Source organism: Cupriavidus consociatus, assembly GCF_017814975.1.
Lineage (GTDB): Bacteria > Pseudomonadota > Gammaproteobacteria > Burkholderiales > Burkholderiaceae > Cupriavidus > Cupriavidus consociatus.
Genome location: NZ_JAGIQA010000009.1, coordinates 106,832 through 123,696, shown reverse-complemented (window position 1 = coordinate 123,696; position 16,865 = coordinate 106,832). Strand labels below are relative to the sequence as shown.

The 16,865-nt window shown below is 66.5% G+C and carries 17 protein-coding genes; 3 read left to right on the top strand and 14 right to left on the bottom strand.

The window, feature by feature from the left end; translation table 11 throughout:
• Positions 1-613 precede the first annotated feature (613 nt).
• From flgL to flgB, 11 genes are all read right to left on the bottom strand, one after another.
• Positions 614-1,837 carry a flagellar hook-associated protein FlgL gene (gene flgL / locus J8I82_RS14560; RefSeq protein ID WP_209758564.1) on the bottom strand — a complete coding sequence of 408 codons (1,224 nt, stop codon included), beginning with the start codon at positions 1,835-1,837 and terminating at the stop codon, positions 614-616.
• Positions 1,838-1,878: 41 nt separating this feature from the next.
• On the bottom strand, positions 1,879-3,801 hold the full coding sequence (flgK, locus tag J8I82_RS14555; RefSeq protein WP_209758562.1) for a flagellar hook-associated protein FlgK: 1,923 nt from the start codon (positions 3,799-3,801) through the stop codon (positions 1,879-1,881).
• A 350-nt stretch (positions 3,802-4,151) separates the two neighbouring features.
• Positions 4,152-5,189 carry a flagellar assembly peptidoglycan hydrolase FlgJ gene (gene flgJ / locus J8I82_RS14550; protein ID WP_209758560.1) on the bottom strand — a complete coding sequence of 346 codons (1,038 nt, stop codon included), beginning with the start codon at positions 5,187-5,189 and terminating at the stop codon, positions 4,152-4,154.
• Position 5,190: 1 nt separating this feature from the next.
• A complete protein-coding gene (locus J8I82_RS14545; RefSeq protein WP_245179757.1) occupies positions 5,191-6,360 on the bottom strand; it encodes a flagellar basal body P-ring protein FlgI in 1,170 nt (389 codons plus the stop codon).
• Positions 6,344-7,042: a flagellar basal body L-ring protein FlgH gene (gene flgH / locus J8I82_RS14540; protein ID WP_209758558.1), complete on the bottom strand. Its 699-nt coding sequence runs from the start codon at positions 7,040-7,042 to the stop codon at positions 6,344-6,346. The genes J8I82_RS14545 and flgH overlap by 17 nt, the downstream gene beginning before the upstream one ends.
• An 11-nt stretch (positions 7,043-7,053) precedes the next feature.
• Entirely contained in the window at positions 7,054-7,839 is a 786-nt protein-coding gene (gene flgG, locus J8I82_RS14535) for a flagellar basal-body rod protein FlgG (protein WP_209758555.1), read from the bottom strand.
• Between the two features lie 93 nt (positions 7,840-7,932).
• Positions 7,933-8,676, bottom strand: a complete 744-nt coding sequence (gene flgF, locus J8I82_RS14530; RefSeq protein ID WP_209758554.1) for a flagellar basal-body rod protein FlgF — start codon at positions 8,674-8,676, stop codon at positions 7,933-7,935.
• A 45-nt stretch (positions 8,677-8,721) separates the two neighbouring features.
• Positions 8,722-10,002 (bottom strand): flagellar hook protein FlgE, encoded by a 1,281-nt coding sequence (gene flgE, locus J8I82_RS14525; protein WP_209758552.1) that lies wholly within the window; start codon positions 10,000-10,002, stop codon positions 8,722-8,724.
• A gap of 63 nt (positions 10,003-10,065) precedes the next feature.
• Positions 10,066-10,737 carry a flagellar hook assembly protein FlgD gene (locus tag J8I82_RS14520; RefSeq protein WP_209758550.1) on the bottom strand — a complete coding sequence of 224 codons (672 nt, stop codon included), beginning with the start codon at positions 10,735-10,737 and terminating at the stop codon, positions 10,066-10,068.
• Between the two features lie 66 nt (positions 10,738-10,803).
• Entirely contained in the window at positions 10,804-11,211 is a 408-nt protein-coding gene (gene flgC / locus J8I82_RS14515) for a flagellar basal body rod protein FlgC (protein ID WP_029048751.1), read from the bottom strand.
• A gap of 34 nt (positions 11,212-11,245) precedes the next feature.
• Positions 11,246-11,653, bottom strand: coding sequence for a flagellar basal body rod protein FlgB (flgB, locus tag J8I82_RS14510; RefSeq protein ID WP_209758548.1), 408 nt, complete (start codon positions 11,651-11,653; stop codon positions 11,246-11,248).
• A gap of 290 nt (positions 11,654-11,943) precedes the next feature.
• Between flgB and flgA the strand changes: the two genes are divergently transcribed.
• The 3 genes from flgA to J8I82_RS14495 all read left to right on the top strand — a co-directional run bounded on the left by flgA (position 11,944) and on the right by J8I82_RS14495 (position 13,682).
• Positions 11,944-12,720, top strand: coding sequence for a flagellar basal body P-ring formation chaperone FlgA (gene flgA / locus J8I82_RS14505; protein WP_209758546.1), 777 nt, complete (start codon positions 11,944-11,946; stop codon positions 12,718-12,720).
• 184 nt (positions 12,721-12,904) lie between these two features.
• Positions 12,905-13,213, top strand: a complete 309-nt coding sequence (gene flgM / locus J8I82_RS14500; protein WP_209758544.1) for a flagellar biosynthesis anti-sigma factor FlgM — start codon at positions 12,905-12,907, stop codon at positions 13,211-13,213.
• A 7-nt stretch (positions 13,214-13,220) separates the two neighbouring features.
• Entirely contained in the window at positions 13,221-13,682 is a 462-nt protein-coding gene (locus tag J8I82_RS14495; RefSeq protein ID WP_209758543.1) for a flagella synthesis protein FlgN, read from the top strand.
• A gap of 1,135 nt (positions 13,683-14,817) precedes the next feature.
• Here the strand turns inward: J8I82_RS14495 and J8I82_RS14490 are convergent.
• The 3 genes from J8I82_RS14490 to J8I82_RS14480 form a co-directional block, all read right to left on the bottom strand.
• Entirely contained in the window at positions 14,818-15,246 is a 429-nt protein-coding gene (locus J8I82_RS14490) for a flagellar protein FlhE (RefSeq protein ID WP_209758540.1), read from the bottom strand.
• Positions 15,246-15,962 (bottom strand): RNA polymerase sigma factor FliA, encoded by a 717-nt coding sequence (locus J8I82_RS14485; protein WP_209758538.1) that lies wholly within the window; start codon positions 15,960-15,962, stop codon positions 15,246-15,248. Before J8I82_RS14485 ends, J8I82_RS14490 begins: the two co-directional genes overlap by 1 nt.
• Positions 15,963-16,064: 102 nt before the next feature.
• Positions 16,065-16,859 (bottom strand): MinD/ParA family ATP-binding protein, encoded by a 795-nt coding sequence (locus J8I82_RS14480; RefSeq protein WP_209758766.1) that lies wholly within the window; start codon positions 16,857-16,859, stop codon positions 16,065-16,067.
• Positions 16,860-16,865: the final 6 nt, after the last annotated feature.

The window sequence follows — 16,865 nt, the reverse complement described above, 5'->3', positions numbered from 1 at the left end:
AAAAAGCAGATGCTCGGGGCGTATCGTCTGCTGAGTCGCCAGGCATCTCGTCGCATTCGGCAAGCCGCACTTTCTCCAACTTTGGCAGTTAGAGTGAGTGGCGCTTGATCTATGCTATAGGCATCGGTGCGCTACGAGGGGGTACCATGGCCAAGCAAGTATTTAGCCGTGTGCAGTATCTGCAAATACTCAATGAGGCGCTACGGCATCATCCGCAGTGGCAACCGGAAATGGAGTTTGTGTTCTTCCCTATCGGCTCAAGAGCTCGGGATGCGAAGCTAATCACATGTACGGGACCAACGAGTTGCTATGCGATTTACGCTCAGATCGCACACGTGGCGTCGCATTTGTGTGAGGTAGCCGAGTGAGACGCGTTTGACAGTTAGAACGGCCAGAGGAATCTTTGAACGCCAACTGACAGTTTCTGATGCAGGCAGCGTTGCGTGGGGAGGAAATGTTGGAAACATTGGCTACGACAACAAACTGGGGCAAATCCTCGCTAGGCAAGGACTTGCCATCCATTCACTATCGAGCCTGCCTCGCTTTGTTGTGGGATATTGACCCGCTTAATTGCTAAGCGGCAAACACTTGCCCGGCTGACACCGGCCTACGCTCACAAATACTTGAATAAATTCAGCCCCTGAATCTGCATGAACGATTGCTGCGCACCCTGCAGCGCCGTCTGCCGCTGGTAATACTCGGTAATCGCCGCCGCATAATCCAGGTCCTGCAGCCCCGACAGCGTCTGCGCATACGTCAGGTCGCGATTGGTGCCGACATCGTCCAGCGCATCCAGTTCCTGCATCCGCGAACCCACCGAGGCGCGCACCGTCAGCACGTTGTCCAGCGAATTGGAAAACTGGCGCGTCGCCGTGGACAGCACATTGCTCAGCTTGGCCTGGTCGCTGGGCGTGGTGGTCGGATTGCGCAGCGTGTCGATGACGTTCTGCAGGTTCGCGAACATGTCGGTGCCGGCTTCCCTGGCGGGTTGCATGGTCAGGGTATCGCCGTCCTTCGGCTCGCCGCTGACATTGAAGGTGACGCCGCCGATCTCGATGCGCGCCGGTGCGTTGTAGGCAGTGGGGCCGGCCAGAGCGGGTGCAGTGGGATCGGCCATGTCGGTGATGGTGTATTCCATCTGGCCGCTGGCATTGGCCTGGAAGTTGACTTGCAGCGCCTTGCCATACAGCGGGTCGCTGGGGTCGGTGATCGAGACCGTGCCGAAGGTGGCGGTGCCGGTATTGGCACTGTTGCCCGTGACGACATAGCCGGCGCCGCCGGTGACGCTCAGGAACACGTCGCGGCCGTTGTCGCCGGCGGACATCTGGCGCGCGACGTCGACCTGCATCAGCTGCGCGCCGGTATCGCCGATGTAGCTGCCGGCGCCGGCGCTTTGCGTGAACGGCGCAGTGCCGGAGCGGGTGCCGCCGAACAGGTACTGGCCGTTGCCGTCATCGGAGTTGGCCAGGCCGAGCAGCTGGTGGTAGAGCCCTTCCAGCGCGGTGGCGAGCGAGCCGCGGTCGGCGTCGCTCATGGTGCCATTGCCGGACTGCACCAGCAGCGTCTGGATGTTCTGCGTGACGGTGGTCACCGAGTTCAGCGCGTTTTCTTCCGCGGCCAGCGCGATATTGGTCTGGCTGCGCGACGTGGCGTACTGACCGTTGACCGCTTGCGCCTGGCTGACGCCGAGGGCGCGCGTGGCGGCGACGGGGTCGTCGGACGGCGTAAGGACGCGGCGGCCGGTGCCGAGCTGTTGCTGGATGTGCAGCAGCGAGCCCTGTTGCAGGTTCATTGACGCCAGGCCTTGCTGGTAGAGGGTGGAGCTTGCAACGCGCATGATGGATTGCCTATTCGAATACGTTGGCTTGCTGGCAGGCCTTACCGGATGCCGATGAGGGTGTCGAACAGCGAACCGGCCGTCTGGATCACGCGGGCGTTGGCCTGGTACAGCTGCTGGAAGCGCAGCATCGACACGGTCTCCTCGTCCATGTTGACGCCGGACACCGACTGCTGCGCAGCCTTGATCTGCGTCGTGACGCTGTCCTGCGACGTCGACGCGATCTTGATCGACTTGGCGCGCGTGCCGACGTCGTTGACCAGCTGTGCATAGGCATCGCTGAAGCTGGACACGCCGCCGATGGTCTTTGCGCTCTGCAGCTTGGCCAGGTTCAGCATGTTGCCGTTGTCCTTGACGCCGCCGGCGTTGCCGCCGAGCGTAAAGGAATCGCCTACCGTGGGCGTGCCGCCGAAAGTGAAGGTCAGGCCGCCGATGTCGTAGTCGGTGTTGCTGCCATTGGGCACGCCGGTGGGCTGCGGCGCCAGGTCCGTACCCGTTGCATCCTTGAACCGGTAGCCGGTCGCGGTATAGACGGCGGTTATCTTGCCGGCCATCGGCGTGAAGCCCGGCGCAACGTTGCTCAGGCCGGCGGTCGCGCTGCCCTTGTTGCCGGCCGCGGCATCGGCGCGCGCCGGCGAGGCCGCGGCGATCCTGCCGGGATCGCTGATCGCCATGTCGAAGCCGGCCGCGGCATTGCGCGTCGGCTGGATCACGAACGAATCCTGGGTGTCCATTGCCGCGTTGATCGTGACGCTGAAACCGTCGGCACTGAAAGTCAGTGGGTAGGTGGGCGCGGGCGTGCCTGGCACGGGCGTGGCCACCTGCGCGTTGTCGGACAGGCGCGTCAGCGTGTAGTTGGTGCCGTCGAACTGCAGCTTGTAGTCGCTGGTAGTCAGTGCCGAGGCGTCGTCGATGGTGGCAGAGGCTACGGTGCCGACGGCAGTGTTCCTGTCGTTGGGCAGCACCGTGGCATTGCCCAGCTTGAACATGTCGGTGCCGATCGCGCCAGTCAGGTCCATGCCCAGCTTGTGCTGCGCATTGAAGCTCTGGCCGATCGCCAGCGACAGCCGGCCGATCGCGCTTTGCGCCGAATCGAGCGTTTCGGAGCGGAATTGCAGCAGGCCGCCCAGCGAGCCGCCGGTAATCGCGCCGGGCTGGCTTTCATATACGCTGCCGTTCGGCAGCGAGTAGGCGACCACGGTACGGTCGGGGTCGGCAGCGGAGGTCACGGCCTTCAGGTCGTACGATTCATTGCCCATCACCAGCGGCTGGCCGTTGCCCACGAAGACGTTGTAGGTGCCGCCGTCCTGCACCACCACCTTGGCGCCGACCAGCTTGTTCAACTCGGCCACCGCCTGGTCGCGCTGGTCGAGCAGGTCGTTGGGCGGCTGGCCGCCCGAGGCGGCCTTCATGCGCGAAATTTCCTTGTTGAGATTGGCGATCTGCGTGGTGTAGGCATTGACCTGCGACACCGCGGTGCCGACCTGCTCGTTGACGCCGGACTGCAACTGCTTGAAGTAGTTGCTGGCGGAGCGGACCTGGCCGACCAGGGCCTGGCCGGCGGACAGCATGCCCTGGCGCGCGGCGGGGTCGGCCGGTGTGTCGGCCACTGCCTGCACAGCGGCGAAGAACTTCTGCATCAGCGGCGCCAGGCCGCCCTTCTGGTCGGCGAGCAGGTTGTCAATCTGGGCAATCTGGTCGGAGTAAGCCGCCAGCGAAGCGCTGGCCGAAGTCGCGCCGCGCAGCTGGCCGGTCAGGAACTCGTCATAGACCCGGATCACCGTGGTGGTAGTGGAGCCATAGCCGTAAAAGCCCTGGCTGGTGTACTGGCCGCCGGCCGATGCCACGATGGTGTTCTGGCGCGAATAGCCTTCGGTCGCCGAGTTGGCGAAGTTGTGGCCAGTCGTCGTCAGCGCGTTCTGCGCGGTGTTCAGGCCGGAAAGACCAATACTGAAGAGAGACATTGTGCTCTGATCCCGGATTCGTTGGACTGCCGCGGCTTGGAGCGGCGGTGGTGGATGTGGGAGTTATCGGTTGGTTGGGGCCGGGACTTTAGGTTGAGGTGCGGTCGATTGCGCACGGTGCGCGATAGCCGATTGCCAATCGCCAATAGGCCACTTGCAGTTCCACTTGCGGCGGTTTGCTCCCCTCTCCCGCTTGCGGGAGAGGGGCCAGGGGTGAGGGCAGACGCTGGCAGTACTGAAGCGCTACTTCGTGGGTGCTCCGGCCCTCACCCCCACCCCTCTCCCACTTCGCGGGAGAGGGGAGCCTGGTTTTGGCGGTGCCAGCTATGGCGGATGCCGCGCCGTCCGCCTTAAACCGCCACCTTCTTCATGATCTTCACCAGCTTGTGCCCGTACGACGGATCCGTCGCATACCCCGCCCGCTGCAGCCCATGCGCCGCCTCCTCTGCCGACCCCGCGCTCACCACGCCCGCGTAGCGCGGATTGCTGGCCAGCAGCCGCGCGTAGTCCGCGCAGGCTTCGTCATACGATCCATACGCGCGGAACCTGGCTTTCACCTTTTGCGGCTGGCCGTCGACATACTCGGTCGTGGTGATCTCGGCCACACGGCCCTTCCAGCCCGATCCGGCCTTGATGCCGAACACGTTGTACGTGGTCGAGCCATCGGCATGCAGGATCTCGCGCTGGCCCCAGCCCGACTCGAGCGCCGCCTGGCCGACGATCAGCCGTGCCGGCACGCCCGAGGCGCGCGAAGCGGCCTCGGCCGGCGCCGCCATGCGCGCGACGAAGGCACTGACGTGGGCGGGCGCATCGGCAGGCAAGGGGCCGAGCGCCTCGCCGCCCTGGTCACGGTCGCCGTAGAATTGCGACTGGTACTGGCGCAGGCCCGCGGTGGGGTTCCAGCTCTGCCCCGGCACCACCGTGCCGACAGCAGGCAGGTCCGCGTATTCATTGCCGTCGGCAGACGCGGCGCCGCGGCTGTCGAGCAACCGCGCCATCTGGGCGTCGGCGGCACTGCCGGACTCGGCCGGCGTCATCGCATTCATGCCCGCGGGCATCGGCGCGCCCGCGGCACGCGCCAGCTGGCGCACCATCACTTCGGCCAGCCCGATGCCGCGCGACGACATCTGCTGCGCAAGCTGCTGGTCCATCATCGACATGTAGAGCTTGCTCTGCTCGTTGTCGAAAAGGCCGTCCTGCGGCGTGGCATTGCGCATGCTCTTGAGCACCATCTGCGTGAACACCGCCTCGAACTGCCTGGCGGCCGACTGCAAGGTCGCCGCGTCGGCACCGTTGCGCGCGCTGTGCTTGAGCGCCTCGAAACCCTGCGTGTCGAGCGCGAAGCGTTGCGTCAGGTCCGCCGCCTGCGGGGGCATGGACGCGCTCATGTCAGATCACTTCCAGTTCCGCACGCAGCGCACCGGCGGCGCGCATGGCTTCCAGGATGGTCTGCAGGTCGGCCGGAGTCGCGCCCAGCGCATTCAGGCCCTTGACCACGGCGGCCAGCGAGGCGCCGGCCTTGACCACCTGCAGCGAGCCGCCCTGCTGCTTCATGTCGATCTGCGACACCGGCGCCACCACGGTCCGGCCCTCGCTGAAGGGCGCGGGCTGGCTGATCACCGGCTGCGTATTGATCACCACCGACAGGTTGCCGTGCGCCACCGCGCAGTCTTCCACCGTCACCGCCTGGTTCATCACGATCGAACCGGTGCGGGCGTTCAGGATGACCTTGGCCGCGGCCCTGGCCGGGGTCACGTCGATATTCTCGATGCGGGCCAGGAAAGCCACGCGCGCGCTCGAAGCGGCAGGGGCGCGCACCTGCACCGTGCGGCCGTCCAGCGCCGCGGCGACACCGCCGCCCATGGAACGGTTGATGGCCTCGACCACCCGCTCGGCGGTGCCGAAATCGGTTTCCTTCAGCTCCAGGTTGAGCACGCCGCCGTCCGGCTGGAACGGCGCGACCGCGCGCTCGACGATGGCGCCGTTGGCGATGCGGCCTACCGCGAGCTGGTTGATCTGCACCTTGCTGCCGTTGGCCGACGCACCCGCGCCGCCCACCAGCATATTGCCCTGCGCGATCGCGTAGACCTGCCCGTCGGCGCCCTTGAGCGGCGTCATCAGCAGCGTGCCGCCGCGCAGGCTCTTGGCATTGCCCATCGACGACACCACCACGTCAAGCTGGCTGCCGGGCTGCGCAAACGCGGGCAGCGTGGCGGTGACCATCACCGCGGCCACGTTCTTGAGCTGCATGTTCTTGCCGGCCGGCAGCGTGATCCCCAGCTGCGAGAGCATGTTGGTCAGGCTCTGCGTGGTGAACGGCGTCTGCATGGTCTGGTCGCCGGTGTTGTCCAGGCCGACCACCAGGCCGTAGCCCAACAGCGGGTTGTCGCGCACGCCCTGGAAAGTGGCGAGGTTCTTCAGGCGCTCGGCCTTGGCGACGGTGGCGAAGGCGCCGAAGGCCACGCCCAGCGCCAGGCTGATCACGCTCACGCGCAGCAGGCGTGACAGGAAACAGGCAAGCATGGAAGCGGACATGGCGCGGTCAGAATGGTAAGACATTGAGGAAAAAGCGCTGCAGCCAGCCCATGTTCTGCGCTTCGTCGATCACGCCCTTGGCGGTGTATTCGATGCGCGCGTCGGCCACCTGCGTGGACAGCACGGCGTTGTCGCCGGTGACGGTGCGCGGATTGACCACACCCGAGAAGCGGATGAACTCGGCGCCCTGGTTGATGGCCATCTGCTTTTCGCCGGAGACCACCAGGTTGCCGTTCTGCAGCACCTCCAGCACGGTGACGGTGATGGTGCCGTTGAAGGTGTTGGCCGCGCTGGCGCCGCCGCTGGCCTTCATGCTGTTGGCGCCGTTGATGTCGGCGTTCTGGCTGGCGCCGAACAGCCCGCCCAGCGCGCGCGGCACGGCATCGAAGGTCAGCATGGTGCTGCCGGTACGGCTGGTATTGGTGCCGGAGTTCTTGCTGGCGTTGACGTTTTCGGTGATGACGATGGTCAGGATATCGCCCACGTTGCGCGGGCGGCGGTCCTCGAACAGCGGGTTGCCGGCATACGACGACTGGTAGATCGATCCGGAGGCCGGCCCGACCGGGCGCGGCTCGGCGCGCGCGGTGGTGGGCAGTTGCACCAGCGGCTCGCGCGGCACCAGTGCGCAGCCGCTCGCGGCCAGCATTGCCACGCCGGCCAGGCAGTACAGCGCACGCGCGCCCAGGCGGGAAAGCAAGGTGGCCATGTCCACAACCCTCAACCCATCTGCGCCAGGCGCTGCAGCATCTGGTCGGACGTCTGCACTGCCTTGCTGTTGATCTCGTACGCGCGCTGGGTCTGGATCATGCTGACCAGTTCCTCCACCACGTTGACGTTGGACGCTTCCACGTAGTTCTGCTGCAGCACGCCGGCGCCGTTCAGGCCCGGCACGGTGGTATTGGGCGCGCCCGACGCATCGGTCTGCACGTACAGGTTCTCGCCCATGCTTTCCAGGCCGGCCGGGTTCATGAAGGTGGCGAGCTGGAGCTGGCCGACCTGCACGTTGGCGCTCGAGCCCGGCTGCGTCACCGACACGGTGCCGTCGCGCGCGACCGTCAGCGACAGCGTGTTGGCCGGGATGGTGACGGCGGGCTGGATCACGAAGCCGCTGGAAGTCACCAGCTGGCCGTTCTGGTCCACCTGGAACGAACCGTCGCGGGTATAGGCGGTGGTGCCGTCTGGCAGCGCCACCTGGAAGAAGCCCTGGCCGATGATGGCCACGTCCTTGTTGTTGCCGGTCTGCTGCGGATTGCCCTGGGTGTGGATGCGCTCGGTCGCGACCGGGCGCACGCCGGTGCCCAGCTGCATGCCCGAGGGCAGCGTGGTCTGGTCCGACGACAGCGCGCCGGGCTGGCGGATGGTCTGGTACATCAGTTCCTCGAACACCGCGCGGCCGCGCTTGAAGCCGTTGGTCGACACGTTGGCCAGGTTGTTCGAGACCACGTCCATCTGCGTTTGCTGCGCATCGAGGCCGGTCTTGGCAATCCAGAGAGAGCGGATCATGGTGGTCCTTGCTTGGAATCTTGTCGCTGGTAGCTGGAGCGGGAGGCGTGCCCGCATTCGGCGCGCCGCGCTCCGGTTCAGTGTTGCGCCGCGTCAGTTGGTCGACAGCAGCTGGTTGGCGCGCTGCTCGTTGCCGTCGGCGCCCTGGATCATCTTCATCTGCATCTCGAAGCGGCGCGCATTGGCGATCATCTCGACCATGGCTTCAGTCGGATTGACGTTGCTGCCTTCGAGCGCGCCCGAGATGACGCGCAAGGTGGGGTCGGCTTCCAGCGGCTGCGCGCCGGGGCGCAGGCGGAACAGGCCGTCGTCGCCACGCGCGATGGCGTCGTTGGGCGGGTTGACCACGCGCAGCCGGCCCACCTGGGCCAGGCCCGCGGAGGCCTCGCCCGGGCCGCGCGCGGTGATGGTGCCGTCCGTGCCGATGGTGACCTGCGAGCCCGGCGGCACCGCCAGCGGGCCGCCATCGCCCATCACCGGCAGGCCGGACAGGGTCTGCACCTGGCCGTCCTGCGCCACCTGCAGCGCGCCGGCACGGGTATAGGCCTCGGTGCCGTCAGGCGCCTGCACCACCAGCCAGCCGTTGCCCTGCAGCGCCACGTCGAGCGCGCGGCCGGTGTAGGTGAGCGGACCGGCGCGCATGTCGGCGCCAGGCGTGGACGCCAGCGTGAAGGCACGCGTGCCGGCCTCGGCGCCGACCACCGGCACCGCTCGATACAGGTTGACCTGCGCGCGGAAGCCCGGCGTCGAGACGTTGGCCAGGTTGTTCGATACCGCCGCCTGCTGGTCGAGTATCTGCTTGGCGCCCGACAGGGCGGTATAGATCATGCGGTCCATCGACTTGCCTCAGCTGGTTTTGCTTGGGATGCGGCGCGCCACGGCTTACATGTTCACCAGCGACTGCATGACCTGGTTCTGGGTCTCGATGGTCTTGGCGTTGGCCTGGTAGTTGCGCTGCGCGATGATCAGGTTCACCAGTTCGGCCGACAGGTCGACGTTGGAGGCTTCCACCGCGTTCGACATCAGCTGGCCGCGCGAGCCGCCGGGGATACCGATGACCGGCTGCCCGGAAGAGCCCGTTGCGGCCCAGGTATTGCCGCCTTCGGCACGCAGGCCTTCGACATTGCCGAAGCTCGCCAGCACCACGGTGCCCAGCTCCTGCGTCTGCTCGTTCGAATAGCTGCCGCGAATGGTGCCGTCGGCTTCGATCGAGAAACCCAGCAGGCTGCCCGAAGCGTAGCCGTTCTGCGTGGGCGGCGCGGCGTCGTTGTCGGACCCGAACTGCGTGGTGCCGGCCAGGTTGACGTTCATCGACATCGCGGCGGCGCCGCCGGCTGCCGGCGAAGTCAGCGCGAAGGAGGCGGGACTGGTAGACACCAGCTTGCCGGCGCTGTCGAAGGACAGCGTGACCGTATTGCCCGCTGCCGTGGGCGGCGTGGCGGTGGTGTTGTCGATGCCGAGCCGGTTGCCGACATCGTCGGTCACGTTCAGGACCCAGTCAGTGCCGCCGGCGACGGCCGGCCGCGGCGGCGTCGCCGTCGCGTCGTTACTGGTCTTGCTGAAATACGCCACCACTTGCCGCGCATTGCCCAGCGAGTCATACACCGTCATGCTGGTGCTGTAGTTGTACATCGACGTGGTCGGCAGGCTGCCCGGCGCGCTGGCGAACGCGTCGGCAGGCACGGTGCTGCGCGAATCCAGGTTGTACTGCGCGGTGATGTCGGTGGTGACCTTGGGCGGCATCGTCGTGGAAGACACCACCAGCGGCTGCGGCGTGGCGCCGCCGCCGGCCGCAGCCGACGGATAGCCGGTCAGCTGCAGGCCCTGCGCGTTGACGATGCGGCCGTCATCGGTGCGCAGGAACTGGCCGTTGCGCGAAAAATGCACCGAGCCATCGGTGCCGACCAGGCGGAAGAAGCCGCTGCCATTGGTGATGGCCACATCGAGCGATCTGCCGCTGGCTTCGATATTGCCCTGCTTGAACGACTGCACCACCGCATTGACCGTGGTACCCAGGCCGATCTTGCTGCCGGCGTACACGTCGGCGAATTGCGTGGTCGATTGCTTGTAGCCGACCGTGTTGGCATTGGCGATGTTGTTGCCGATCACATCCAGATTGGCTGCCGCGGCGTTGATGCCGCTTACCCCTTGACCGAAACCCATGGCTATCTTCCTTTGAATGAGCTGTCATCGATGCCGGCCGCTGCGCGCGGACGGCGCATGCAGTTAGAGAATGCGGCGGACGTCGTCCACGTTTGACGTTTGTCCGTTGCCCAGGTCGACCAGTACGCCGGAGGCGTCGCCGCTGATGCTCTGCACCTTGCCGTAGACCAGCGCAATCGGTTCCACCGAGGTGCCGTTCGCCGTGGCGTTGACACGGAAGCTGTATTCGCCGTCGGCAACCGGCACGCCGGCATCGTTCTTGCCATCCCATGCTACGTCGTGCACGCCGCTGGTCTGGCCCTTCATGTCGATGGTGCGCACCACATTGCCCTTGCTGTCGAGCACGTCGACGGTGACCGCATCCGCCGTGGACGGCAGGTCGATGCCGATCTTGCCCGGCACGCCGCCTTCCACCGTCACCAGCTTGCCCGGCACCATCACCGTGCGGCCGATCAGCGCGGCGGAATCCATCGCGCGGCTGGCGCTGACCTGGTTCAGCAACTGCGACAGCGTCGCGTTCATGGTCTGCATGCCGCTGACCGTGGAGATCTGCGCCAGCTGCGAGGTCAGTTGCGAGTTGTCCAGCGGCTTGAGCGGATCCTGGTTGTTGAGCTGGGTCACCAGCATCTTCAGGAAGTTGTTCTGCAGGTCGGCGGCGCTGGCGCTGCTGCTCTTCAGGGCGTCGTTGATGTTGGTGGTACTGCTGTTGTTGTTGACCGAAGACGTGGTGGTCATGTCGCGCGGTTCCTTTTCGTTAGATCGTCGAGGGCCGTTACTGGCGCTGCTGGCCGTTACTGGCCGTTACTGGCCGATCGTCAGCGTCTTGAGCATCATGTTCTTGGCGGAGTTGAGCACCTCGACATTGGCCTGGTACGAGCGCGAGGCCGAGATCATGTTGACCATCTCTTCCACCGGGTTGACGTTGGGCATGACCACGTAGCCTTGCGCGTTCGCCATCGGATGCGTGGGGTTGTGGACCATGCGCGGCGGCGACGGGTCTTCGCTGATACCGGCCACCTGCACGCCGCCGACGTCACTCTGGCCGGGCGTGGGAGCCATGCCGAACACGACTTGCTTGGCACGGTAGGCCTGCCCGTCGGGGCTGACCACGCTGTCGGCGTTGGCGAGGTTGGACGCGGTCACGTTCATGCGCTGCGACTGCGCCGCCATGGCCGAGCCCGCGACGTCGAAGATATTCATTGCCGGCATGCGCTCTCTCCTGGCTGCTGGATCTGTTGCTCGCTTACTGCTGGATCGCCGCCAGCATGGTCTTGATCTTCGAGTTCATCACCGTCAGGCCCGACTCGAAATGCACCGCGTTGTCGGCGAAGGCCACGCGCTCGGCATCCATTTCAACGGTGTTGCCGTCGACGCTGGACTGCAGCGGGGTGCGGTAGGCCAGGTCGAACGCCTCGCGGGTCGGCGCCTGCGCGGGCAGGTGGCGCACCTGGGTGGTCGACAGCGACATGCCTTCGTTGCGGCGGCCGCGTTCCACGGACTGCGCCAGCGTGCTGGCGAAATCGAAGTCGCGAGACTTGTAGCCCGGGGTATCGGCGTGCGCGATGTTGGAGGCAATCACCGATTGCCGCTGGTTGCGCAAGCTCAGCGCTTCCTGCTGGAAGCGTAGCGACGCGTCGAGTCTGTCGATCATGCTGGCATCTCCCTGTCCCACTGCGTGGCCGAGCCACCGGACAACGAATTCAATGAATGCAACGAATAGCGAAGGGTCGACCTTCTTCAGGGTTGCCATCTTAGGCGGGGGCCTGTCACGCCAATCGGATGAATAAGGACGGGAAATCCTTGCATTTCGGCACGCCCTCGCGCGAGGCGCTGCCTACAATCGGAACCCGATGACTGATGTAGACGGGGCGCGCCGCCGGTCACGGGGCAGCGCGCCAGGCATGCCAGCGCAGGCCCCGCCGTCCTTGCCGGGAAGACCAGATGAACCCAAATCGCCGCACCCTCCGCCGCCATTCCCGCCGCAACGGCCCGCGCAAGGCGCAGGCACTGCTGGCGGCATGCCTGCTGTGCCTTGCCGGAGCCATCGGCGCCGCGCCGGCGCAGGTCACGACGGTCGCCATGCAGGCACCGGCCGCGAGCCCCTTCACTGAAGATCCCGCACGCGTTGCCGTGGAGCGCTTCCTGCTGCAGCAGACCGCCGGCCTGCCGGGCAAGGTCAGCGTGCAGGTGGCGCCGCCATCGGGCGGCCGCGCGCCGGAGTGCATCTCGCCCGACCCGTTCCTGCCCGCCGGTGCATCGCCGTGGGGCCGGGTCTCGGTCGGCGTGCGCTGCGGCGGCGAACGGCCGTGGGTGCGCTATATGCAGGCGCGCGTGTCGGTGCTGACCGACTACTACGTCGCCGCGCGCGCGCTGGGCCCGGGCGAACCGGTCAGCCAGGCCGATATCGAAGTGCGCCAGGGCGACCTTGCCACCTTGCCACGCGCGGTCATCACCGACCCGGCACAGCTTGCCGGCGCCATCGCCGCCAACCGCATCGCCGCCGGCTCGCCCATGCGCGCCGACCTGCTGCGCAAGGCCATCGCGGTGCGCCAGGGGCAGACCGTCACGGTGTCGGTCGAAGGCGAGGCGTTCCAGATCTCCAGCGAAGGCAAGGTGCTGGCCGACGCCGCCACCGGCAATACCGTGCAGGTTCGCCTGCGCAACGGCCAGGTGGTCAACGGCCTGGTACGCAGCGGCGACACGGTCGTGCTGCAATAAGCACTTCCGGTCGTCCGATCGTGGCTGACAGCCGGATTCAGATGGCACCGCCGGCATGCGAAAATGCCGCCGGTCCTGCCGTGCGGCGATATGGAGCACACCCTGGGGCCCACTCCTGGGGCACGTTCCCTAAAGATTTGCCCGCCGCGGCCGTAATGCCATAGGAAACCAGCAAGGAACGCCCGTGAAGATCAACCATTCCACCTCGTCCCGGCCCGCCGACGCGCCCGCAGGCGACGCCGCCGCCCGGCCCCAGCCCGCCCCGGCCAGCGCCGCCACGCCGTCTTCCGGGCTGAGCGTCAGCCCGCTGGCCGCGCAGGTGCGCGAGATCAGCAGCCGCCTGACGCAGGAAACCGACGACGATATCGATACCGCCAAGGTCGAAGAAATCCGCCAGGCCATCGCCGAAGGCCGGATCAAGATCGACCCGGGCAAGATTGCCGATGGCCTGCTCGCCAGCTTGCGCGAGCTAGGCCAGGCCGACCCACAATAGCCAAATCATGAGCCAAAGCCTGATCCAGTCCCTGCAGCGTGAAACCGAAGGCGTTGAAGCTTTCGGGCAACTTCTTGCGGAAGAGCGCGATGCCATCAAGCGCGGGGATTTCACCGCGCTCAGCGAGTTGCTGACGCGCAAGGTGGAAGTGGGTCAGGGGCTGTCGCGGCAGGTTCGGACGCGCGAGGCGCAGATGCAGGCGCTTGGCCTGCGAGCCGGCGCGGACGGGCAATTGCTTGGCCGGCAGATCGACGCCGGCGTGGCGGAGGCCTGGCGCAAGCTGATCTTTGCTGCGCGGGTGACGCGCGATGGCAATGCGCTGAATGGCGCTGTCATCAAGGCGCATCTCGATTTCACGCAGGAGGCCATTCAGGCGCTGCGGCAGCATAGTGGGGGCGATGCCGGGTTGTATGGGAAGGATGGGAAGGCGGCGGCTGGGGTGGGGGGTGTTAGTCTGGCGGCTGGGTGATTCGGTCTTATCCTTACGGATTATTGGCATCTGTTTTATGTGCCTTGCGGCTGGGCATCTGGCGGGTATTTGATATGCCCTGTTCCGCCCTGAAGGGCGGGTAACTCTTTGTCCGAGCGACAAAGAGTCACCAGAAAGCGCGTTCACTGCCCTGGGCGGGCGGCCACTTTTATCGTAGTTGGCGACGGCTTTCGTACGGGGCTTTGCTTCGTTGCAGGGCAAGACTGCCTGCCGCCGTGGCGCGCCACCGTGGCTCGGAATTGACGCAGTATTTGAACGAGCCCGGAGCTGTGCGTGGCCCCTGCTGCTGGCCGCAATGTAGGAACGCCTACGGCTGCGCTGCGCGCGGGCCCGAGTTGGGCTGCCGGGCTCAGCCATATAGCTATCGCTGGCGGGGTCCGCGACCTGCTCGCACGAATTGACTGGCTTCACTTCGTGGGGGCTCCGGCCCTCACCCCCGGCCCCTCTCCCGCAAGCGGGCGAGGGGAGCGAACAAGCGGTCGGCGGCAACTCCTGGGCTCATCGGCGATAGCGCCAAGCGAGCGCAGCGACGCGTTCCGTGCCCGGGTCCCTAACCTGAGATGCTGCCGGTGCTGACGAGGTCTGTGACCTGCCTGTGCGACTTGGCCGGCTTCGCTTCGTGGGGGCTCCGGCCCTCTCCCCCGGCCCCTCTCCCGCAGGAGGGAGAGGGGAGCAAACAAGCGGTCAGAACAGGCTGTTGGGTTCACGGCCGATAGCGCCAAGCGAGCGCAGCGACGCGTTCTGTGCGCGGACCCATGCCCGGAGATACTGCCGGCGCGCAGCGCAGCCGTAGGCGTTCCTACATTGCCGCCAGCGTCAGGGGCCACCCACAGCTCCGGGCTCGTTCAACAATCGCATCAATCCCAGCCACCGTGGCGCACCACGGCGTCAGGCAGTCCTGCCCTGCAACGAAGCAAAGCCCCGTACGAAAGCCCCCGCACACCACGATAAGAGTGGCCGCCCGCAGGGCAGTGAACGCGCTTTCTGGTGACTCTTTGTCGCTCGGACAAAGAGTTACCCGCCCTTCAGGGCGGAACCGGGCATATCAAATATCCACCAGATGCCCACCCGCAGGCACATAAGTCAAATGCGAAGCCGCAAGGCGCAAAAAATCCTACCGAAACCCAACAACCACCTCATTACTCCCACCCTGCAAAACCGGCACCAAACTCCCCCGCCCCGGCACCCGAAACGCAAACACAAACCCCTTGGTAGCGTCATCCCCGGAAAACGCGGAAGTCCGCCCCTCGGCCTGAGGCAACATCACACACCGCTGCGCATTGCAGAGATAAGCCTGCAGTTCCAAAGGCGGCGTCTGAGCGAAGCGATATCGCCACCTCACCGAAGTAATCACCCCTTCAGCCTGCGGCAAAACCCCCACCGGCTGAATAGGCGCGGAAACGACCCGCTGCCCCCGCCCCTGCAACGCCGGCCCATTGACCGACCCGGTCCAAGCATGCCGCGTCCCGCCTTCATTCGCCGCCCAGCCACAGGCAGACAACGCCATAAGCGCGAGACTGGCGCCGCGCGCCACGCCGGCCATCACAACAACCCACGCAACTGATTGCGCAACCGCGTAATCGCCTGCCCCCGGATCTGGCACACCCGTGACTCGGTCACATCCAGCACCGCGCCGATCTCCCGCAGGTTCAGCTCCTGGTCATAGCACAGCGACAGCACCAGCTTCTCGCGCTCGGGCAGCCGGTCGATGGCGCGGATCAGCGCCTGGCGCATGCCGCTTTCCATCAGCACCGTCAGCGGATTGCCGTCGTCGCTGCCGCCGAGATGGCGGTCGAGGAAATCCTCTTCGCCGGAGCGCTCGAAATCTTCGTAATGGAGCAACTGGCAGCCATAGACCTCGTTGAGCAGGACCTGGTATTCGTCCAGCGGCATTGCCATCGCCTCGGCCACCTCGGAATCGAGCGGCGTGCGTCCGAGCTTCTGCTCGAGCGAGCGCTGGGTGCGTTCGATGCGCCGCGTGAACTGGCGCAGGCTGCGCGACTGCCAGTCGTTGGCGCGCACCTCGTCGAGCATGGCGCCGCGGATGCGCTGGCTGGCGTAGGTCTCGAAGCGCGCGCCGTGGGTGTCTTCATAGCGCTTGGCGGCATCGAGCAGGCCGATCATGCCAGCCTGGATCAGGTCGTCGATCTGCACGCTGGCAGGCAGCTTGGCGGCCAGCTGCAAGGCGATGCGACGCACCAGCTGTGCGTGTGCCTTGACCACATCGGCCTGGTCGAGCTTTCCCTGGATCGTGTACATGGTGCAATTCTCGTGAATGCTGGATTGCTGGACCGGCGCGTCATGCGGCGTGCCGGCTGGCTCAGGGTCTGGTTCGTTGGTGAGGCATGGTTGGGGCGGCGCTCATGCCGGCACCGGCGTCGCGGCAGGGGCTGGCACCTCGGCGCGCAGCGGCCAGCCGCCGATGCTGCCGGCGGTGCGGCGCAGCGCGCTGGTCGCGGGCGCGGCCGGGAAAGCCTCGACCACGCAGCGGCCGAGCTGCACGCCGCGCGCCACCAGCGGGTCGGCCGGCAGCCAGCCGGCGCACAGCACTTCCACACCGAGGTACTGGCTGCCGGTGCGCACCAGGTTGCCCAGGATCGCCTGCACGGCGGCTTCGGCGGCGGCCATGTTGACCACCAGGTGGAAGCGGCGCCAGGCGTACAGGTGGTGCAGGCGCTTGATGCAGGCATAGGCGGCGGTGATCGACGCCAGTTCCGGGCGCATCACGATCACCACGTTGTGCGCGCTGCCGGCAAAGGGCGACAGCGCGCCGTCGGCATCGGCCGTGGCATCGACCAGCACGCTGCGGAAGGCCGACAGCGCCGCGGCCGGCACCTCAAGCCCTGCGCGCTGGCGGCCAGCCGGCAGCACTGAAACCGCCCCGCCGGTGCCTACGCCCACCGCGGCTTCCAGCGGCAGGCGTCCTTCCTGCACGTCGGCGAGCGTGCCGGCCGGGGTCGCGCCGGCAAGCCTGGTGGCGCGCGCCGTGGCGGGGTCTTCGTCGAGCAGCAGCACGCGCTCGCCCTGCATCGCCAGCGCGTGCGACAGGCCCAGCGCCACCGTGGTGGCGCCGGCACCGCGCTCGCTGGCGACCACGGCGATGCGGCGCGTGGTGCGCGGCGCCAGCATGCGCCGCAGGCTTTCTGCCTGGTCCATGGCGAG